This is a genomic window from Hominenteromicrobium sp., from assembly GCF_046974225.1.
GTDB classification, from domain to species: Bacteria; Bacillota; Clostridia; order Oscillospirales; family Acutalibacteraceae; genus Hominenteromicrobium; species Hominenteromicrobium mulieris.
The window spans coordinates 78,284-96,966 of the sequence record NZ_JBKWAE010000011.1 but is presented as its reverse complement, the minus strand read 5'-3'; the positions used below and the strand labels follow the sequence as shown (position 1 = coordinate 96,966).

The 18,683-nt window shown below is 56.0% G+C and carries 20 protein-coding genes and 1 tRNA gene; 10 read left to right on the top strand and 11 right to left on the bottom strand.

Annotated features, from left to right (window positions below; genetic code table 11):
* Positions 1–44: 44 nt before the first annotated feature.
* Positions 45–120 (bottom strand) — tRNA-Pro (locus ACLTX1_RS09475).
* Positions 121–616: 496 nt separating this feature from the next.
* Here ACLTX1_RS09475 and ACLTX1_RS09470 point away from each other — a divergent pair.
* Positions 617–1,084 (top strand): hypothetical protein, encoded by a 468-nt coding sequence (locus ACLTX1_RS09470; RefSeq protein ID WP_308449210.1) that lies wholly within the window; start codon positions 617–619, stop codon positions 1,082–1,084.
* An 84-nt stretch (positions 1,085–1,168) separates the two neighbouring features.
* On the opposite strand, the gene ACLTX1_RS09465 is transcribed toward ACLTX1_RS09470, so the two are convergent.
* From ACLTX1_RS09465 to ACLTX1_RS09420, 10 genes are all read right to left on the bottom strand, one after another.
* Positions 1,169–2,239: a transglutaminase-like domain-containing protein gene (locus ACLTX1_RS09465; RefSeq protein WP_412330840.1), complete on the bottom strand. Its 1,071-nt coding sequence runs from the start codon at positions 2,237–2,239 to the stop codon at positions 1,169–1,171.
* Entirely contained in the window at positions 2,236–2,778 is a 543-nt protein-coding gene (locus ACLTX1_RS09460) for a DUF2625 family protein (RefSeq protein ID WP_412330839.1), read from the bottom strand. Before ACLTX1_RS09460 ends, ACLTX1_RS09465 begins: the two co-directional genes overlap by 4 nt.
* Positions 2,779–2,788: 10 nt before the next feature.
* Entirely contained in the window at positions 2,789–3,559 is a 771-nt protein-coding gene (locus tag ACLTX1_RS09455) for a hypothetical protein (RefSeq protein WP_412330838.1), read from the bottom strand.
* Position 3,560: 1 nt separating this feature from the next.
* Positions 3,561–3,830 (bottom strand): hypothetical protein, encoded by a 270-nt coding sequence (locus ACLTX1_RS09450; RefSeq protein ID WP_316521139.1) that lies wholly within the window; start codon positions 3,828–3,830, stop codon positions 3,561–3,563.
* Between the two features lie 14 nt (positions 3,831–3,844).
* A complete protein-coding gene (locus ACLTX1_RS09445; RefSeq protein ID WP_412330837.1) occupies positions 3,845–4,060 on the bottom strand; it encodes a hypothetical protein in 216 nt (71 codons plus the stop codon).
* Positions 4,057–5,448, bottom strand: coding sequence for a ThiF family adenylyltransferase (locus ACLTX1_RS09440; protein ID WP_412330836.1), 1,392 nt, complete (start codon positions 5,446–5,448; stop codon positions 4,057–4,059). The genes ACLTX1_RS09445 and ACLTX1_RS09440 overlap by 4 nt, the downstream gene beginning before the upstream one ends.
* A 2-nt stretch (positions 5,449–5,450) precedes the next feature.
* Positions 5,451–6,128, bottom strand: a complete 678-nt coding sequence (locus tag ACLTX1_RS09435) for a Mov34/MPN/PAD-1 family protein (protein ID WP_412330835.1) — start codon at positions 6,126–6,128, stop codon at positions 5,451–5,453.
* A gap of 13 nt (positions 6,129–6,141) precedes the next feature.
* Positions 6,142–7,311, bottom strand: coding sequence for a hypothetical protein (locus ACLTX1_RS09430; protein WP_412330834.1), 1,170 nt, complete (start codon positions 7,309–7,311; stop codon positions 6,142–6,144).
* A 107-nt stretch (positions 7,312–7,418) separates the two neighbouring features.
* On the bottom strand, positions 7,419–8,030 hold the full coding sequence (locus ACLTX1_RS09425) for a DUF1643 domain-containing protein (RefSeq protein WP_308449219.1): 612 nt from the start codon (positions 8,028–8,030) through the stop codon (positions 7,419–7,421).
* 52 nt (positions 8,031–8,082) lie between these two features.
* Positions 8,083–9,375 (bottom strand): MATE family efflux transporter, encoded by a 1,293-nt coding sequence (locus tag ACLTX1_RS09420; protein WP_412330833.1) that lies wholly within the window; start codon positions 9,373–9,375, stop codon positions 8,083–8,085.
* A gap of 221 nt (positions 9,376–9,596) precedes the next feature.
* On the opposite strand from ACLTX1_RS09420, the gene ACLTX1_RS09415 reads away from it, so the two are divergent.
* The 9 genes from ACLTX1_RS09415 (at position 9,597) to ACLTX1_RS09375 (ending at position 18,676) form a co-directional block, all read left to right on the top strand.
* Positions 9,597–10,502, top strand: a complete 906-nt coding sequence (locus ACLTX1_RS09415; RefSeq protein WP_308449221.1) for a helix-turn-helix transcriptional regulator — start codon at positions 9,597–9,599, stop codon at positions 10,500–10,502.
* Between the two features lie 60 nt (positions 10,503–10,562).
* Positions 10,563–10,844: a DUF3795 domain-containing protein gene (locus ACLTX1_RS09410; RefSeq protein ID WP_308449222.1), complete on the top strand. Its 282-nt coding sequence runs from the start codon at positions 10,563–10,565 to the stop codon at positions 10,842–10,844.
* Positions 10,844–11,143: a hypothetical protein gene (locus tag ACLTX1_RS09405; protein WP_412330832.1), complete on the top strand. Its 300-nt coding sequence runs from the start codon at positions 10,844–10,846 to the stop codon at positions 11,141–11,143. The genes ACLTX1_RS09410 and ACLTX1_RS09405 overlap by 1 nt, the downstream gene beginning before the upstream one ends.
* Complete coding sequence (locus ACLTX1_RS09400; RefSeq protein WP_412330831.1) at positions 11,068–11,568, top strand: N-acetyltransferase family protein; 501 nt, start codon at positions 11,068–11,070, stop codon at positions 11,566–11,568. Before ACLTX1_RS09405 ends, ACLTX1_RS09400 begins: the two co-directional genes overlap by 76 nt.
* Before the next feature lie 264 nt (positions 11,569–11,832).
* Complete coding sequence (gene trkA, locus ACLTX1_RS09395) at positions 11,833–13,197, top strand: Trk system potassium transporter TrkA (protein ID WP_412330830.1); 1,365 nt, start codon at positions 11,833–11,835, stop codon at positions 13,195–13,197.
* 15 nt (positions 13,198–13,212) lie between these two features.
* Positions 13,213–14,670, top strand: coding sequence for a TrkH family potassium uptake protein (locus ACLTX1_RS09390; RefSeq protein WP_412267382.1), 1,458 nt, complete (start codon positions 13,213–13,215; stop codon positions 14,668–14,670).
* Between the two features lie 127 nt (positions 14,671–14,797).
* The gene (locus ACLTX1_RS09385) at positions 14,798–16,750 is read left to right on the top strand and encodes an SH3 domain-containing protein (protein ID WP_343285170.1); all 1,953 of its coding nucleotides are present in this window, start codon (positions 14,798–14,800) and stop codon (positions 16,748–16,750) included.
* Between the two features lie 34 nt (positions 16,751–16,784).
* On the top strand, positions 16,785–17,582 hold the full coding sequence (locus tag ACLTX1_RS09380; protein WP_412264486.1) for a hypothetical protein: 798 nt from the start codon (positions 16,785–16,787) through the stop codon (positions 17,580–17,582).
* A gap of 11 nt (positions 17,583–17,593) precedes the next feature.
* Positions 17,594–18,676, top strand: a complete 1,083-nt coding sequence (locus ACLTX1_RS09375) for an acyltransferase (RefSeq protein WP_412264489.1) — start codon at positions 17,594–17,596, stop codon at positions 18,674–18,676.
* Positions 18,677–18,683: the final 7 nt, after the last annotated feature.

The window sequence follows — 18,683 nt, the reverse complement described above, 5'->3', positions numbered from 1 at the left end:
AAAAATAAGTAGCCGCCCCAAAAAAAGCTTTTTCGAGACGGCATTGGTCGGAGTGGCGAGGCTCAAACTCGCGGCCTCCGCATCCCAAATGCGGCGCGCTATCAACTGCGCTACACCCCGATAGTTATTAAATTGTGGTCGTGTAAGTGGTCAAATCTGTGGTCAAACACATTTTTGACTGCTTTTTTTCATTTTCCGAACCGCCCGAAATACGCACGGTTGAAGGGTTTTCGGCGGCTTTCGCTTTCGTGCGGTGCGAACACCGTCTATGCTCCCAAACCAAGCGCGCTACCATCTGCGCTACACCTCGGTGTTCCGTTTTAAAAGCGGGCGTGTCCCATAAAACGTATTATACCCCAGAGGGGGAGAAAATGTCAAGTATCGGTGCGTGCAAAAACGCGTTGACAAACCCGGCGCGGTATGGTACAGTAAACGCGCAGACACGCAATTCGACCATTCGCGCGCGTCTGCCGGGTCAACCGAAAAATAATGACGGATGCGAAATCTTCCGCATGAATGGCAAAGCTGCCGAACCGCGCGTTCGGGGCTTATGCTGCTCGTGCCGGAAGATTTTTTGTTTTCCGGCGGGCAGACGAAAACATAAGGGGTGTCCAAAATGAACGAAGAAAAATGGAAGCTGTTTTTAGAGGTCGCGCGCACGCTGAACTGCCGCGGAGCAACGCCGCTTTTGTACGGCTCGCTCGGGCTGTGGCACCGCACAGGCGAGGCGATTTTCGCCGATGACATCGACGTCCTGCTTCCGGAAACGTGGCTTTCCGAGCAGTGGAGCGCGTTTCAAACCCTGCTGCAAGCGGAGGATTGGCGCCTGATCGACGCGCACGAGCACACGTTTGAAAAACGTGGCGTGCACTGCTCCTTTGCCGCGCTAGAGGAGCTCGAGACCTTCGCCGGAGTTCCGATTTCTGAGATCGAAACGCGCGCGGAAAGCGGCGCAAAGTACCGTCTGCTCTCCGTAAAACAGTACCTCGCCGTCTACAAAGCCTCCGCAAAAGACGGCTACCGCGTGAACACCCGCGGCAAAAAAGACGCGGAGAAAATCGCGCTGCTGGAAAAATTGGTGTAAAAAAGGAACTCTCTGCATCATCGCGGGGAGTTCCTTTTTAAAACACATGCGTGGGAATCTTCTTGTTACTGAAAAAATAGGCGGTCATGGTTTAAGCTTCACCACAACCACCCCGCCGCGCTGTTCTGCGGTGCAAAAGCCGCTTTGCGCTAAGACCTCGTTTATCGGCACAAAGCCGTTTGAAATCGGCGTGCCGCACGGAATGCGGTGCGTTTTTCCGCCGAGCACAATGTGCAGCGTGTCTTCGAGCAGCTCGCACCCGCCGCCGAGCAGGGTGAGGAGCGGCAAAAGGCGCACGCAGCCGTTTTGCAGCACAGGTTCGTCAAACAGCATCGGGACGCCGCCGATCTCGGCCTTGAACGGGTTGTTCGCGAACAGCAAAACGGTCTTAGCTTGCAGGCGGTTTTCGAGGGTCTGCACATTTTGAAACAGCGCGGGGCTTTGCGCTACTTCGTCCCAGCGGTGCAGCCCGCGAAAGGGAAGATCATCTGGCGGCGTAAACGTGTTCGGCGTCGTTTTTCGGTGCAGGCCGAATGTGAAATCGACCTGGTGCCATGCGCCGTTCGGCGCCCATACCGCGTTCCACGCGTGTGGACCCCAATCCGTACCGGAGTAGCCTTCGCCGCAAACGTACCGCGCCAAAATGCCAAGGTGCGGCAAAATCACCATGGAAAGCGCGGCGATTGCCTGGCACACGCCCTGCCGCGTCTGCAAGAGCCCCACAGCGGCGTGGTCGCGCGTAGCACCGGTCTTTTTGTAGACGAAAAAGCGTTTTAGCCAGCTTTGATAAGCCGCAATCACCTGAAAGAAGTCGGTGTTTTCCGGCAGACCGCGCTTTATGCTCTCCGCAATATCCGCCGCAACGCACCGCAGGTCGTTCACCTCTTTGCCGGTGCTCATGTACCGCGCGTTGACCGTCACGGTCAGCGTTCGCTTTGCAAAGTCGTGCACGTAGCGCGTGTTTGTTTTCAGCATTTGCGCACACGGAAACGATGAAAGCGTCATGCAGCTTTTCACGGCTTTTTTGGCGCTTTCCATGGGCTCTGCACCAAAAAGCGAAGCAGGGCAGCTCAGTGAAAAATCACGCAGAAGCGCGTTTTCCGCCATCATCATGGCAGAAAGAAAGCCGTCTGCGGATTTTGGAAAGAATTTCATGCGTCTCCCTCCGTTTTCAGCATGTCAAGGCGGTCTAAAAGGTCAAGCTTTGCGGTGATGTGCTTTTTGAGCGCACGGGGCGATAAAATCTCTCCTGTCAGCCAAACGCCTTTCAGCGTCTCTTCGCGGCTTTCGAGCGCCCAGCGGATGAACTCCGCCGTGTCAATCCCCATAGGCTCAAAATTCAGTGCGCCCGGGGAGAGAAACAGCATCTCGCCGCGCTTTGCAATCGCAGTATCGATGCGGGAGACGGCGAAAAGGCCGCCGTCTCCAAGGTCGCCGAGGAAAAGCAACTCAGAAAACGGCTTGTTGTCTTTTGTGTTGCGGGCGAAAAGCTGCCCGCCGCCGTAAAGGTGCAGCAGGCCGCCCGCACAGGAGACCGTTTCGCAGTGGCAAACAAGGACGCCGAGCATGGAATCCGGCAGAATGCGAAACGCTTCTGCGGCGTTATGGCCCGCGCCGTATTCCGCCGCCGAAACGGTAAGAAATGCGCGGCTTTCTCTTAAAAGGTCTGTGAAAATCTTAGTGTTCGGGGTCATAGTTTTCTCCTTATATCACGCGCACGCGCACTTTTGCACCGTCGGGCAGGCCGCGCATCTGCCAGCCCATGTAAGAGCCTGCGCCGCGGTTATCCGTGCCCGCAACGTACATCACGTGCGCACCTGCGCCGCCCTCTTTAAAGCATGCGCAGGGGTATTCGTCGCGGTCCCAGATGCGGCTCGCTTTGATCGGCGCAAGGGAGGCCTTTCTGCGCTCTGCCGTGCCGCCGCGGTCCAGCGTCAGTATATCCGGAAAGCCGATGTCCTGCGCCACGCGGATGTGCTCGGCAGTTTCGGGGTACAGCGCGCTGTCCACAATGCAGACGAAAACAGGCGCGTCACCGCGGCTTGAAATCGTTATGCTGCAGGGGTCGGGCGAAAGTGCAATGCGGTTCAGCTTTTTCAGATAAACGCCGCAGCGGTGCAGAGCATCGCTTACGTGCGTTTCGGATTGACGGCTTTCCTGTGCCCATACGGCGGAAAGCGCACCGCCGGCTAAAATGCAGCGCTCGTTCAGGGCCTCCAAGGCGTCCAGTTTGGCGCGCAGGCAGGCGGCTTCCGGGTTTTCTGCCGTATTGCCGGTTTCTTCGTCCGTATAGGAAGTAGCTTCTGCGTCTGCAAGCGCACGGCGGCACTGCTCGGTTTCCAGCGCCACGCGTGCCAACACGGAGCCCAGCGCGAATGAAACGCGGGCGGTCACATCGGCGCGGTCGCGGTCAAAGGCCGCAAGCGCATTCATGGCGCTATCCACCGCGCAGAGCAGTACGTTTACGTCGCTCATATCATAAAGCGCGCAGCTTTGCGGCCAGCACGGAAATATACTGCACCGCGTCGTTCAGCGCAAGCAGCTGTGCGCGGGCTTCACCGGCGTACAGCTCTACGCGCTCGTGCAAGAGGTCGTACTGCGGGTCGTGCCAGTTTGTTTCCTGTGCCGCGCAGCTCACCGTAAGCGCATTATAAAGCGATTCCAGCTCCGCGCTGCGCGCCGCAAGCTCCATGCCGAATTTTTCAAGGGAATCAATGTCGTGTACCACAACGCTTCCGTTTGCCATAACGATGCCTTCTTTCAAGAATAAATGTCGGTGTCTATGTGTGCAAGTTCGTGCTCTGTGCCGAAGATGAACGCGTAAATGTCCTGCTCGGTCTCCTGCATACGGCGGCAGAGCTGCCAAAGTGGTAAAAGACAGTCTCTTTCGATTTCCGCGTATTTGCGGTCGTCCCAGTCGTCCTTTATGCGCTCAAGCTGCCGCAGGTAAGCCGTGAGCGCGTCCGTGTCCGTCATGCTTCACCCGCCGGGCGAATGGAGCGGCTGATGTACAGCGGGTACGGGAAGATCTTCGCGTTTTCACCGCCAATCTCCGGGCGGTTTGTGTTGCAGATGAGCGTGTACGGCGTGTAGTCGTTCAAAACGCGCGGGGTATAGGCTTCGCTTTCAAGGTTCAAAAGGTCAAGCGCGAATTTCACGCCGACCAGCGTCACAAAGCCGATGTCCGTAGAGGTGCCGGGCTCAAAATGGAGGCGTTCGCGGGCATCTGCTTCGCCAAAATAATCGCCGTGCGTGTCGCGCGCCGGGGCATTCTTTAAAAGCGCGGAGAAGGTCTCGCCGTAGGTTTTCATGCCGCGGTTTGGGATGTGGTAGAACACCTCGCCCGCATGGGCGCGCGCCCAGCAGCCTACGGCAATAAACGGCACGCCGAGTGTGTTGGAGAGCGCATTTGCAAGCGCATTCGCGCTTCTGTCATCTGCCGTCGCAAAGACAATGCCGTTCTTGCCGAGATTTTCAAAGAGAGAAAGCGGCGCGTTTTCCAGCTTGCCGCGGAAAGTCGTCACTTCGGCTGCGGGGTCAATGTTCAGAATATCCTCGCGCAGAAGGTCAGCCTTAAAGCGGCCGAGGTCGCGCATACCGTGCGTGTGGCGGCAGATGTTGTGCGGCTTTAAAATGTCGTCATCGATGAGCAGAAATCTGCCTACACCGGCACGGGCCAGTTCCAAAGCGGCGCGTGCGCCCACAGAGCCGCAGCCGATGACGACGGCGAACTTTTTCAGCATCTCGGCAGATTCAAACAGGCCCGTGTTGCGACTGAAAAGGTCGTGGATGAGCGTAAAGCTGTCCACCGTCAGCGTGCTTTTCGCTTCGTCGCAACGGTTGAAAAGCCAGCCGCCGTCCTTATAGGTGCCAAAATAATCGTAGCCCGTCAGCACCACGTTTTCACGCAAAAGTGCCGTGTATGCAGTACCCGATACGATCAAACCGCGGGTGGTGTGGTCGGGATTTTTGAACGTATCGGCATAGGTCTCATCGGTAGCCAAAAGGTAGTAGTAGCCGGTGTCTGCGCTGCCCGCGCCGGTCACTTCACCCACATAATCATTGCCGGGCAAAGCCGTGTCGGAAAGTCCCAGCACGCCCACGTGCTCCTTTGCCGTATCCGTCTGCTCCTCGCGCAGGCTCTCGCCGAGCTGCACGGTGCCGTACGTGCGCGGGTCAAACGCGTTTAACAGACGAAACGCCTCGTCAAAGTCGCCGGACTGTAAGTCAACGTCCTCTTTTTCCGTATTTTCCGGCAGGCGCTCGGAAAGTGCGTTTAAAAGCGACACGGTTCTGTCGTGTTCGGATAGATCAGCCGGAATTTGTCTGATAAGCTCACGGCGTGTGATGATGATTTTTTCCACAGTTAAGCCTCCTCGGGGTCAAAAATTTCAGCTTGCAGGCGGTCTTTGTTCTTTAAAAGCGCCTCGGGTGTTGTCAGCTCCAAAAAGCCGGTACCCGCAAAGTATTTGTCGCCGACCATGACCGGCACGGTGCGATATTCGCCGTTTTTACTGAGGTAATAGCATGTCAGGCGCGCAGTGGGGTCGAGATTGACGAGCATCGAAACCGCACCGTTTCCGATGACCTCGGCAAAGCTGTGATTTGTGCGGTCGTCGTCGCTTGAAAACGTGTCGAGCGAGCCGGGGTGGCGGTGCCAAAGCCCCAAAAGGCACAGCCCGTGCTGATATAAGCGCGAAAGCACCGGGTAAATGTGGTTGTGGTAGTTATTATCCATCTCGTGGTGAGCGTGCGTGTGAAGGGTGTAAACGCCGGGGTCACTCGCTTCCGCCACATACCACACGCCGTTTTTCACGTTGCCGAAGAAAATGCCGCCCGTCTCCAACGGGTCGCGGGAATACACCTCGCTCAGAACAGAGAGATACGCACGGTTTGAAAGCACTACGCCGCGGCAGTCGGCAGCTTTGTCGGATTCAAACGGGTGGTCGGCGCGCTTTAACGCCTTGCGCTGCGCCTTCAAAAGCTTTTTGCGCTTCTTGTTTTTCTTGCCGGAAAGCACCGGCGGGGTCGAAAAGAGTTTCATAAAAAAGCCTCCGTTAAATCTTCCCATGCGCCTGAAAATCCTTCCATGCTTCCGGCTTGCGGATGGCAAGCTCAAACACCATCAGCCAGCGGTAGGCAAAGCGGAAGGAGGTCACGGCGCTCGTGGTGCAGGTGTCCTCCGCATGTACGTCCGCCACGTCGCTGGAGCAAATATAGCGCTCGCCGCGGTTGTCCGTCAGCGTGTGCGGGATGAGTTTTTTGCCGTCCGCATCCAGCGGAATGTGCGGCAGCATGTTGACGATTTTCTGCAATTCGCCGAGCGTCGGCGAAACAAGATACGGCTTCACGGAGGAAGAATAGCGCACCTTCGGGTGGTCGGGGTCGTAGACGAGCTTCATTGTGTATGTCATGGTGTTAAAGCCGCGGCCGAGGTTCGGGCGGGTCTTCACAAGCCAGTACATGCGGCCGTCTGACATAAAATGCGGCTGCATGTTCGGGTCGTTGAATTCCTTGCGCATGGCGGCGACCTCCGCGTTATAAAGCGCCTTGTTCGTCTTGTACCACTGCTGCACGGGCGCGGAAACGATCGTCTTCGGAATAATGGATTTCTTGCCGTCGGTCTTCTCCGGCGTTTTTGCCTTTTCCTCGGGCTGTTCTTCCGGAAGCGGCTCAGGCTCCTTGTGCAGCTGCTCGATAAGGTCGCCCACGGTGTCCTTTTCGGGCGCGGAGACCACCGTGTGCGGAATGATCTCCTTTTTCGTCTTCACCGGCGCTTTCGGCTCGCTGCCCGGCGCGGGCTTTGCGCGCTTTTTCGGGGCAGAGGCGGGGCTCAGCGTGCCGTCCGGGTTCATCTGCAGGTCTTCGCCGCTTGTCAGCAGGTCATAAACGCGGTCAAGCTCGCTTTTCGCAGCGGAAACGACCGTCTTCGGGATGATGGATTTTTTGCCCTCGGTCTTTTCCGGCTGTTCTGTTTTTTCCTCGGGCTTCTCTTCCGGAATCGCCTCAGGTTCCTTGTGCAGTTGCTCGATGAGGTCGCCCACGGTGTCCTTTTCGGGCGCAGAGACCACCGTCTTCGGGATAATAGATTTCTTGCCGCTGTCCTTCATTTCCGGCTTCGGTTCTGCCGTGCCGGGGATCTCGCTCTCGCGGCGGATCTGGTTCACAAGGTCGCCTACGGTGTCTTCGGGTGCGGAAAAATACACGTGCGGGATAAAAGTTTTCATAAAAAAAGCTCCTTCAAAGTTCGTTTAGGCTTGCCGTTTTCGGCTTCCACCTGATCTACGAACCGTGAGGAGCGTTTTTTATAGTCAAAATTAAATTTTCAAGTTTTTTAAAGCGCCTTCAAATATGCCGCCATGTCAAAGTCCTCCAATTTCGAGTCCTTTCGCAGATACAGCGGGTGGTGCGGGTGTCCCTTTTTAGAGGGCTTGCCTGCCTGATACCACTTTGCATGGAATGCGTCGCCGATGGCCGTCATGTCCGCAAGGCAGGTTTTGAGATAATCGCGCTTTTCCACAATCGTGCCCCATGCCGCCCAAATGCCGGGCTCTTCGCCGCTGCGCGAAAGTACCCAGCGGAACGCGTTCATGTTTTCCTCGTGCAGCGCACGGTTAAACGCCTTATCCATGTGGTCGGGGTTCGTCGCACGCTGCGCGTAGACGTTGAACATGATAAACGAGTCAAACCCGTTAAAAAGCGCAATGCGCTCTACGGATTTCAGTGTGTTGTCGAGGTTATCCGGCTCCGCCGTCGAGGGATTGATGCCGATGGTAATGAGCGGCTTTTTGCCGGCGGTACCCAGTATGTAACGGTATTCGGAGTAAAAATCCGGGATATAAAGCCATTTTTCGCGGTCGTAAACGGCGCTTTCTTCGCGGTGCTTCTGCGCTTCTTCAAATGTCAGAATTTCGGTGTGCTGCGTGTCGCTTTTCGGAATGTGCATGTCGGTCTCCTTTTGTCTCAAATCGTCGTCTTTTAAAAGATTATACCGCGTTTTATGCCGCCTGCAAAGCTGTTTTTTCGCTTTTCTTTTCGCGGTATAAAAGATAAAGCCCACAAAGCAGAGAAAGCACCTCCGCCGTCGGCACGGCAAGCCACAAGCCCGTCAGCCCGAATATATTTGCAAGCACCACCGCACACGGCACAACTAAGATCACGCCGCGCAAAAGAGATAAAACAGCCGCGTCCCGGCTGCGCTCCGCCGCCGCAAACCGCGCGATAAGCAGCAGATTCACGCCGCTCACAAGATAGTTTAAGAAGTACAGCATCAGGCCCGGCACGGCAAGCGCCGTCAGCTCTGCGCTGCCCTTGCTGAACACCGCCGTCACCTGCTGCGGAAAGAGCAAAGCGCCCATGGTAAACAGCGCGCCCAGTAAAACCGCCGTCACAACGCCGCGCCGCGTCTGCTTTGTAAGCGTTCTGCGGTCATGTTCCGCAAACGCAATGCTGATCAGCGGCTGAACGCCTTGCGCCGCGCCGGTCAACACCGCCGTTGCCACAAGCGCCACGTTTGCAATGATGCCGTAAGCCGCAACACCCGTGCTGCCCGCAAGTGATAATAGCAGATAGTTAAATATCAAAATAACGACCGTCGAAGAAAACTCTCCGATGAACGCGGAAAAACCCGCCGCAGAAATTTTCGGAATTTCCTCAAAAATGCGGTGCTTCCCGATGTGATACCCGCGCTTTCGCGTCAGGCAGATCGCTACGCCGAAAATCGGCGACATGCCGGTCGCAAGCACCGCACCCAGCATACCGGCGTTCAAGACGCACACCATGTACCAATCCATCACAATATTCGCAAAAGAGCCCGTCAGCATCGCCGCCATCGCGCGCCCGGGCGCATCGTCGTTGCGCGTGAACGCCGTTAAGATGTTATTCAAAATAAAAAACGGCGAAAACAGGCAGCAAACCTTCAAATAGACGGTTGTCGGCTGTAAAACCGTGTCGGAAGCGCCAAGCAATCTTGCCAGATGCTCCGCCCCGAACACGCCGCACAGCACATAAACAAACGACAAAACAGCGCCCATCAGTAAGCTTGCCGTAAATACGCTGTCTGCGTTTTCGTCGCCGCGCGTGTGCCGCAGCGTGTACCGCACACCGCCGCCAATGCCGATGAGCAGCCCCGTACCGTTGATGATACCGTAGATCGGCAGCGCGAGGTTTAAAGACGCCAATCCGTCCGCACCGATGTAATTTGCAATGAAAAATGTGTCCGCCAAAATGTAGACGGAAAGCCCCAGCATGCCCAAAACGCTCTGGGAAACAAAACGAAGATATTTGCGCATAGTCCCTCCAAAACAAAACGTGCCCGCAGAAAACCTGCTGAGCACTTTAAAAGCGCAGACCTATCGGTTTTCTGTGGGCACGTTCTTCCGCCTACCCGGTGGCAGACGGCGTGTTCCTGTTGATTTCTAAGGTACTATACCACATTTTTGTTTGCATTGCAAGTTTTTCGTTTTGTTTTCCACATAGGCGTGCTATACTGTGGATAAAAGGGGGCCTTAATTTGAAAACCGATCGCCTCATCGGCATCATTACGACCATTCAGCAAAAAGGCACTGTTACCGCGCCGTATCTCGCGGAAAAATTCGGCGTGTCGCGCCGCACCATCAACCGTGATATCGAAGACATCTGCAAAGCCGGCATCCCGCTCCTTACCAAACAGGGCGCGGGCGGCGGTATTTCCATCATGGAAGGCTTTTCGCTCGATGCCGCCGTGCTCACGCGGCAGGAGCTTTCCGCCGTCCTCACAGGGCTGCGCTCGCTCGACAGCGTTTCCAAAGCCCCTGCATCCGACCTGCTCGCCGCAAAGCTCGGCGCAGATACCGATATACCGCGGGACATGGAGATCGATCTCGCGTCGTTCTACAAAAACGACTTGGCGGAGAAGATCGAGACGATCCGCCGCGCCGTAAAAGAGACGCGCCGCATCGTGTTTCACTATTATTACGCCAAAGGGGAGGCGGATAAGCTTGTCGAGCCCTATCGCGTCGTGTTCCGCTGGGGGGACTGGTACGTTTTCGGCTTTTGCCCCGCACGCGAGGATTTCCGCCTCTATAAGCTCCGCCGCCTGTGGAATTTAAACGTGACCGATGAATTTTTCACCCCGCGTGAAGTCCCGCCTGAAAAAGAGCCGAACCGCAGCCGCACCGAAAGCATGACGGATGATTACATTGTCACGGCCGTTTACGAGCCCGCCGTAAAATACCGCCTTGTGGAAGAATACGGCCCCGCGTCGTTCATCACGCGGGAAGACGGCAAGCTCTACACCGAATGGGGATTTTCTACCCCGGAGGACGCCCTGCGTTGGCTTTTGAGCTTCGGCGTCGACGTGCAGGTGACAGCCCCGCCCGAAATGGTAAAGAAAATGCGTTCTGCGATCAAAAAAATGAAAAAGCGCTATAAAACATGACACCCCGCTGTCATATTCTGTGTGTTACGATCTGAATATCATAATTTAGGAGGAACACACATGATCGATTCAAGATGCGGACTGCATTGCACGACCTGTACGTATAAAGAGCCTTGCGGGTGCGGCGGCTGTATAGAGACAAACGGACACCCGTTCCACGGAGCCTGCCCTGTGGCGCAGTGCTGTCAGGAAAAAGGCTTTTACCACTGCGGAGAATGTCCGGAACTGCCCTGTGAGTTGTTATGGAGCTATACATGCGATCCCGAGCAGGGCGATACGCCGCACGGCGCACGCGTGGAACAGTGCCGAATATGGCGCGCGGAAACGAAAGGAAAACCGTAATGTACGATGAAAAAATACGCGCCCTGCGCATGGAGCGCCAGCATCTCCTCACCCCGGCGAATGAAACCGAATACGACGCGTTGTACCGCAAGCCTTTTATCACGGAAAGAGGAGATCATCGCCGCCGTGCAAACCGTAAATTTCGGTGTGCTGCCGCAAAGATTTATGGGGGAGAAGCCGTAAAATCCGTCGGCTTCGTTCGTAGTCAAGCCGAGGTGATTTTATGCAAAGCTTTACGCTCCGTCCCGCCGATTGGGAAGACCTGCCCGCTTTCAAACACATCGCGCGCACAACGCTGACCGAAGATATTCCGGCGCTTTTTGACCCGAATAAACTGCTCGAAGATAAAAAGATCGGGTTCGAGTACATCATGGCCGCAGAGCAAAACGGCGAAGTCGTCGGCTTTTGCTGCCGTTACGCCTGCCGTGATGCCGACACCCCCTGCTGCGCGGAAATCTTCTCGCTGTGCGTCCTTCCGAAAGCGCAGCACAGCGGTATTGGTCGCGCTTTTGTAGAGGACGCCCTCGCCATCCTCTACATCAGCGGCTTTAAAATCTGCAAGGTCTGGCTGCCCGCCGGAAACCGCCGCGCCCGCGAATTCTTTGAAGCCGCCGGCTTTACGCGCGACGGCACATCTCGCGTCGTGCAGTGCGGCGAAGCCCCGCATCTTTTTTACCGTTACGAGCACCCCCTCACGCGCCCGGACAAAAAATATTACCGATAGTAAAAAGCGCAGCCGTGTATTTAACACACCGGCTGCGCTTTTACGTGGATTTCATCTTCCCGCAGACTTTCTACAAACTCGCCGAAAGCCGTCCCGTAAAAACGGACAAAATGCCACTGTACAATATACCGCTTTGGGTGTATACTACCCATGTATGACCATGGCGATACAAAGGGGAAACGTGTCGTCCCGGGCGGAGTATTACGTGTTTAGAAAGTTTTTGGTTCGGGATATACCGAAAGCGGTTCGAGAAAGGAAAAAGAAATGAGGATCATTATTGCCGGTGACGGAAAAGTGGGTCTTGCGCTTACGCGTCTGCTCTCACAGGAGGGTCACGACCTTGTGACCATCGATTCCAATCGGGCGGTTTTGGAACGGGATATGCAGCAGTTCGACGTCATGACCGTGGTGGGCAACTGCGCCACCATGGCCACGCTGAACGAAGCGAAGGTACAGCAGGCAGAAGTGCTCATCGCCGCCACAAGCGCCGATGAAATCAACCTGCTGTGCTGTCTTACAGCAAGAAAAATGAACCCCACGCTGCACACCATCGCGCGTGTGCGCAGCCCTGAATACAGAGAACAGCTCTACATGATGCGCGGCGAGTTCGGCCTTTCGCTCATCATCAACCCGGAGCGCGAGGCGGCAAAGGAGATTTTCCGTCTTCTGCAATTACCGGGCTTCTTAAAGCGCGAAACATTCGCAAAAGGCCGTGTAGAGATTGTCGAGCTGCGCGTTTTGGAGCGCAGCCCGCTCGAAAACGTCATTTTAAATCACCTGCCGCACGTGCTGGGCTGCAAGGTGCTCGTCTGCGCCGTCATCCGTGACGGCCACGCACTCATTCCGTCCGGCGATACCATGCTGCGCCGCGGCGACCACATCTACGTCACCGCGCCGGTCACGGTGCTTTCCTACCTCATGAAGCGCCTCGGCATCACGCAGAAAAAGATCCGCCACGCCATGCTCATCGGCGGCGGCCGCGTCAGCTATTACCTTGCGCAAATGCTCATCGGCGCGGACGTCCGTGTCAAGATCATCGAAAACAACCCCCAGCGCAGTGAACAGCTCGCACAGATGCTGCCGGAGGCGGCGATCATCTGCGCAGACGGCGCCAATCAGGAAATTCTGGAGGCGGAGGGTCTCAACGAAACGGACGCTCTTGTCACGCTCACCGGCATCGATGAGCAGAACATCATCACCTCCATGATCGGCAACGCAAAGGGCGTGCCGCATATTGTCACAAAGGTCAACCGCATCATGACGACTGGCATGGTGGAAACGCTCCCCATCGGCAGCGTCGTCAGCCCGAAGGAGCTGTGCAGCGCGAATATCGTGCAGTATGTGCGCGCCATGCAGCACCAAACGGGTGCCGCCGTCACGCTGCACCGCATTGCAGACGGCCGTGCCGAAGCGCTGGAGTTCATCGTCAATAAGCAGTCGAAGTATATCGGCGAGCCGCTGAAAAACCTGCGCCTGCGCTTAAAGAAAAATATTCTGATCTCCTGCATCACACACCACGGCAACACGGTCATTCCGGACGGCGAATCGTACTATCAGCTCGGCGATACCGTCATCGTCGTTACCACGCGTGAGCAGCCGGTTTTGCAGTTCAACGACATTTTTGTGTAAAGGAGCGGCTGCACAATGAATGTTAAAAGTATCAGCCGCACCGTCGGCTTGATTTTGCTCATCACGGGCATTTTTCAGCTTTTCCCGCTGCTCATCGCCGTCATCGATCACGAGCCGAGAAATATACTCGCCTACATCGAGTCGCTGTGTCTCATTCTGCTCGTCGGCAGCGCGCTTTTGCTGTTCAGCCGCGGCGGCAACCGCATGTTCTCCGCGCAGGAGGGCTTTGCCGCAACGGGTCTTTCTTGGATTTTCATGTCTGCGTTCGGCGCACTGCCGTTCTTTTTAAGCGGCCAGATCCCGAGCTACGTCGATGCGTTTTTTGAGATGGTCTCCGGCTTTACAACGACCGGCGCGTCTATCCTGACGGATGTCGAAGCGCTCTCGCGCTGCAACCTTTTCTGGCGCAGCTTCAGCCATTGGCTCGGCGGTATGGGCGTGCTCGTGTTCCTCTTGGCAGTCGTGCCCGGCGCGCGCAAAAACGGCGGCACCGGCATCTACCTCATGCGTGCGGAAAGCCCCGGACCGAGCGTCGATAAATTAACGCCGCACCTGCGCCAAACCGCTATGATTTTATACGGAATCTACATTTTGCTTACCGCGCTGTGCATTGTGTGTCTTTTGCTCGGCGGCATGCCCGTGTTCGACAGCTTCTGCATCGCGTTCGGCACGGCCGGCACCGGCGGCTTTGCCATTAAAAACAGCAGCATGGGCGGGTACAGCTACTTCCTGCAAACCGTCGTCACCGTGTTCATGTTCCTCTTCGGCGTGAACTTCAGCCTTTATTACATGCTCTTGCTCCGCAAGTTCAAAGCGGTGTTCAAAAACGAGGAGCTTCGCCTGTATTTCGGTATCGCCGCAGGCTCCGTCGTTCTCATCGCCATCAATATCAGCCGCATGTACAATACGGTCTGCGAGTCCGTGCACCACGCGGCGTTTCAGGTCGTCAGCATCATGACCACAACGGGCTACGGCACGGTCGATTTCGAGCAGTGGCCGGCGTTTTCCAAAGCAATCCTGCTTTCGCTCATGTTCATCGGCGCCAGCGCAGGCAGCACGGGCGGCGGTCTCAAGGTCTCCCGTGTTTTGCTCCTGATGAAGAGCATTCGGCGCACCATCCGCAAGGCGCTCCACCCGCGCCGCGTGCAGCCCGTTTATATGGACGGCCGCGCCGTCAGCGAAGAGGTCTGCGACAACGTCAACGCCTATCTCGCCATTTACTGCGTCATCCTCGTGCTCAGCTTCGCCGTCATCTCGGTGGACGGCTTTTCCATCGGTACCAATTTCTCCGCCGTCGCGTCCTGCTTCAACAACATCGGCCCCGGCTTTGAGCTTGTCGGCGCCACACAAAATTTCAGCATTTACAGCGATCTCTCGAAGATTATCCTCTCGCTCGATATGCTCCTCGGCAGACTCGAGATTTTCCCACTCCTGCTCCTCCTCAGCCCCGACACCTGGAGCCGCAGAAGATAACTTTTTGCAATAAATTTGCACGGATAAATTGCATCAAACGCTAAAATGCGTTATAATCAAATCAGCTTATAGAGTTCTGCATTTAAAACAGATCGAACTCAGGGTTTTTAAGGATAGGTGAAAACAAATGCAATACAGAAAACGTATGATCCGAAAGGGTACGGCGCTGTTACTTTCCGCGTTGCTGCTCGCTTCGGCAATGCCGTTTGCGGTCTCTGCGGAGGAGGTCTCCGCCAAAACGACGGAATATGTCAATTTCCGCACCGGCCCCGGTACAAATTACAGCTCTAAGGATGTTATTCCGTCCGGCACCGGCATCACCGTTATCGATACGAGCAATTCCGAGTGGTACGCCGTGCGTCTCTCTGACGGCTCCACCGGCTACATTTACGCCGAGTACATTTCCGTTTCCGGCAGCAATACTACCGAAGACGGGGAGGTAAATGCTAAAACCACTGCGGATGTGAACTTCCGCTCCGGCCCCGGCACGAATTATAATTCCAAAGCCGTCATCGGCTCCGGCACCGGCATCATCGTTACCGATACGAGCAATTCCCAGTGGTATGCCGTGCGCCTTACAAACGGCTCCACCGGCTATATCTATGCGGAGTATATCCGCATCACGGGCGATGTCGGCACGCCGTCCGCACCGGCAGAACCAACACCTGCACCTTCTAACCCCGAAGCGGAGCAGACTGCGAAAACGACGGAGTACGTCAATTTCCGCACCGGCCCCGGTACAAATTACAGCTCTAAGGGTGTCATTTCCCTCGGCACCACCGTCACCGTCACGGATACGAGCAATTCCCAGTGGTACGCCGTTCGCCTGTCTAACGGCTCCACGGGCTACATTTTCGCGCAGTATTTGAAGCTCACGGGCAATACGTCCGCGCCTACGGCTACGCCCGCGCCGTCCGACCCGGCAAATGAAAAGACCGCCAAGACAACGGAGTACGTCAACTTCCGCACGGGCCCGGGCACAAATTACAGCTCCAAGGGTGTCATTTCCCTCGGCACCACCGTCACCGTAACGGACACGAGCAACTCCCAGTGGTATGCCGTCCGCCTTGCTAACGGTTCCACGGGCTACATTTTCGCGCAGTACATCAAAATCACGAGTACACCGTCCGCAACGGCAACGCCTGCGCCCACACCGACCCCCGCGCCGTCTGATCCGTCTAAAGAACAGACCGCAAAAACGACGGAATACGTCAACTTCCGCACGGGCCCGGGCACAAATTACAGCTCTAAGGGCGTCATTCCGTCCGGCACTGCGATTACCGTAACGGATACAAGCAACTCCCAGTGGTATGCCGTGCGCCTTGCTGACGGCTCCACCGGCTACATTTACGCACAGTACATCAAGATTACTTCCGCTACCGCAATGCCCGCGCCTACCGAGGCTCCGGCAGACGGCACCGTCCGCGCCAAGACCACGGCAGACGTCAACCTGCGCAAGGGTGCAGGCACAAATTACGGCGTTATCCGCGTTGTCGGCAATAACACCGCCGTCACGGTCACGGAAGCCACCAACACCTGGTATAAAGTAAAACTTTCCGATGGCACAGAGGGTTACCTCTATGCCCAGTACGTTACCGTCACCTCCGGCGACATCAACAGCGTCAAGAAAGAGGAGACCACCGATCCCTCCACGCTCACCGAAGCCGAACAGAAAGCAAAGTCCGTCCTCGATACGATCGGCTGGGACCTGCGCGCGGCCTACAACTGGTCCGCACACGCACTTCCGTATTACACGCTCGGCCCGGAGGTCACCGGCAACAGCGTTCATTCCGAATGGTACGCAAACTTCGGCTTTGACAATCACAAGGGTAACTGCTACGTCATGGCAGCCACATTCCAGAAAATGGCAAAGCTGCTCGGCTATGATGCACACCTTGTTGAGGGTTACATCCGCACGTATAACGGCCGCGGCCGCCACGGATGGGTCGAGATCGACATGAACGGCACCACCTACGTGTTCGACCCGAACTTCGAGTACGGCGGTTACGGCAACGGCTACCAGATCAACTACGGTATGTCCGGTACGTTCAAGTATATCGACTACGCCCGTGTAGATTAACGGCAAACCCTAAATCGGAAAGGAAATTTACCCCATGTACAATAAAATGAAAACGGGCGCGTTGGCGTTTGTCTGCGCGGCGCTCGTGCTTTGCGCCGGCTGCTCCGCTGCGGAGAATTCGTCTTCCGCAGAAGCCACACCGTCTCCCACCGCAGCCCCCACGGCCACGGCAGAGCCCACCGCCACATCCGTCCCGGAGCTGAAAGTCGTCGGCGAAAAGTCCGACAGCAAAGATACCTTCTGCGTCACGCTTGAAAACGGTACAAAGCAGGAGATCACCGCCGTGTCCGTTAAGACCGGCAGTGAGGAAAAGTTCCCGGAGAGCATGATGAAAAAGGGCGAGACCCTCGCAAAGGACGAAAAGTTCGAGCTTTACTACACGCCCAAAACGGAAGAGGAATCCTCCGGCTCCGGCGACGAATATTTTGTCTCCCCGCGCTATGATGTGCAGCTCACCCTGAAGGACGGCAAGACCTACGTTTTGCACGGCTTCCCGTTTGAAGACATCAAAGAAGGCACTGTTCTTTTAGAGGATGACATTGCCTACATCACATACACCTCCGTTTCCACGAAGGAAAAGATCGATACCAAAGAAGCGGAGCGCGCCACAAAGGAAGCGGAAAACGGTGAAATTTCCGTACAGACCGAAGAAAAGCCCGCATCTGCGGCAGAGGTCGTTACGGAAGAGCCCACCTACGAAGAACCGTCGTATGAAGAGCCCTCTTATGAGGAGCCTTCCTACGAGGAACCGAGCTATGAAGAACCCGCTGCCCCGGAAACCCCGGATAACGGCGGGCAGGAAGGCTGCGTGAACGGCGCGCTGTTCAACTGATGAGCCGCCACATGAGAGCGGAAGCAGGGACTTCCGCAAACACCTTTCGCGTCTATTCGTTCTCTTATCTGCGCGCTGCGGCGTGCTTTGCCATCGTGCTTCTGCACACGATGTTTTGTGCCGTGTCCCTTTTCCCGGAGGAAGCATCCGCCGCACAAGCCCTTCTCTCCAACATCGTCGTCAACAACATGATGTGGGCGGTGCCGTGCTTTTTAATGGTTTCGGGTGCGCTGCTTTTAAACCCGGAGCACCCCGTCACGGTGAAAAAATGCCTCACAAAGTACATTCCGCGCATGCTCATCGCGCTCGTCGTGTTTTGTCTTCTGTTCCGCGCACTGGAGATCCTCGTCAATCACGAGCCCGTCAATGCCGAAACGCTGCTTTCGGGCTTTTATGAGATTTTCTCCGGCACCTCGTGGTCGCACGTCTGGTATCTCTACCTCATGATCGGCATCTATCTTCTTTTGCCGTTCTACCACAAGATCGCGTCGAACAGCACGGCGGGGGAGCTGCGCTATCTCATGATTGTCTACGTCATCTTCCTGTCGCTTGTGCCCGTTTTAAAAACGTTCGGCATCTCCGTCGGGTTTTATATCTGCGTTTCCGCCATTTACCCGTTCTACCTCTTCTGCGGCTACGCATTGCGGCAGGGCGTGTGGCGCGTGAATCGCGGGCTTGGCCTGCTGTTTCTCCTCATCGGCACAGCGGCGGTCGTCCTGTTCACCGTGCTGAAAGAAAACGGCACCGTAAAGGCCGCAGGCGTGTTCTACGGCTATTCTTCCATTTTTGTCATTCTCCAGTCCGTCGGCGTGTTCACGCTGTTTGGCTGCGCGGCAGACAAAACCGGCGCACCGCGAAAAGAAAAATCTCCCGGCGTTTTCGGCAAGTTCGTTTTGGAGATTGATAAATGTTCGTTCGGCATTTATCTCATCCACATGATCTTTGTGCGCGGTATTTTAAAGCACACGAAGCTCCACCCCTACGGCGCAGGCAGTCCGTTTGTTTTGATCGGCCTGACCCTCGGCATCTTCCTTGTCTCGTTCATCCTAACGTGGATTCTGAAGAAGATTCCCGGGGTTAAGAAAATCCTGTAAACGAATT

Coding starts and splice junctions, on each gene's coding strand:
- ACLTX1_RS09460 (WP_412330839.1), bottom strand. CDS start 2,778: ATGACCCCGAACACTAAGATTTTCACAGACCTTTTAAGAGAAAGCCGC.
- trkA (WP_412330830.1), top strand. CDS start 11,833: ATGAGGATCATTATTGCCGGTGACGGAAAAGTGGGTCTTGCGCTTACG.
- ACLTX1_RS09400 (WP_412330831.1), top strand. CDS start 11,068: ATGCAAAGCTTTACGCTCCGTCCCGCCGATTGGGAAGACCTGCCCGCT.
- ACLTX1_RS09425 (WP_308449219.1), bottom strand. CDS start 8,030: ATGCACATTCCGAAAAGCGACACGCAGCACACCGAAATTCTGACATTT.
- ACLTX1_RS09445 (WP_412330837.1), bottom strand. CDS start 4,060: ATGACGGACACGGACGCGCTCACGGCTTACCTGCGGCAGCTTGAGCGC.
- ACLTX1_RS09410 (WP_308449222.1), top strand. CDS start 10,563: ATGATCGATTCAAGATGCGGACTGCATTGCACGACCTGTACGTATAAA.
- ACLTX1_RS09405 (WP_412330832.1), top strand. CDS start 10,844: ATGTACGATGAAAAAATACGCGCCCTGCGCATGGAGCGCCAGCATCTC.
- ACLTX1_RS09385 (WP_343285170.1), top strand. CDS start 14,798: ATGCAATACAGAAAACGTATGATCCGAAAGGGTACGGCGCTGTTACTT.
- ACLTX1_RS09390 (WP_412267382.1), top strand. CDS start 13,213: ATGAATGTTAAAAGTATCAGCCGCACCGTCGGCTTGATTTTGCTCATC.
- ACLTX1_RS09435 (WP_412330835.1), bottom strand. CDS start 6,128: ATGAAACTCTTTTCGACCCCGCCGGTGCTTTCCGGCAAGAAAAACAAG.
- ACLTX1_RS09465 (WP_412330840.1), bottom strand. CDS start 2,239: ATGAAATTCTTTCCAAAATCCGCAGACGGCTTTCTTTCTGCCATGATG.
- ACLTX1_RS09430 (WP_412330834.1), bottom strand. CDS start 7,311: ATGAAAACTTTTATCCCGCACGTGTATTTTTCCGCACCCGAAGACACC.
- ACLTX1_RS09380 (WP_412264486.1), top strand. CDS start 16,785: ATGTACAATAAAATGAAAACGGGCGCGTTGGCGTTTGTCTGCGCGGCG.
- ACLTX1_RS09450 (WP_316521139.1), bottom strand. CDS start 3,830: ATGGCAAACGGAAGCGTTGTGGTACACGACATTGATTCCCTTGAAAAA.
- ACLTX1_RS09375 (WP_412264489.1), top strand. CDS start 17,594: ATGAGAGCGGAAGCAGGGACTTCCGCAAACACCTTTCGCGTCTATTCG.
- ACLTX1_RS09455 (WP_412330838.1), bottom strand. CDS start 3,559: ATGAGCGACGTAAACGTACTGCTCTGCGCGGTGGATAGCGCCATGAAT.
- ACLTX1_RS09470 (WP_308449210.1), top strand. CDS start 617: ATGAACGAAGAAAAATGGAAGCTGTTTTTAGAGGTCGCGCGCACGCTG.
- ACLTX1_RS09420 (WP_412330833.1), bottom strand. CDS start 9,375: ATGCGCAAATATCTTCGTTTTGTTTCCCAGAGCGTTTTGGGCATGCTG.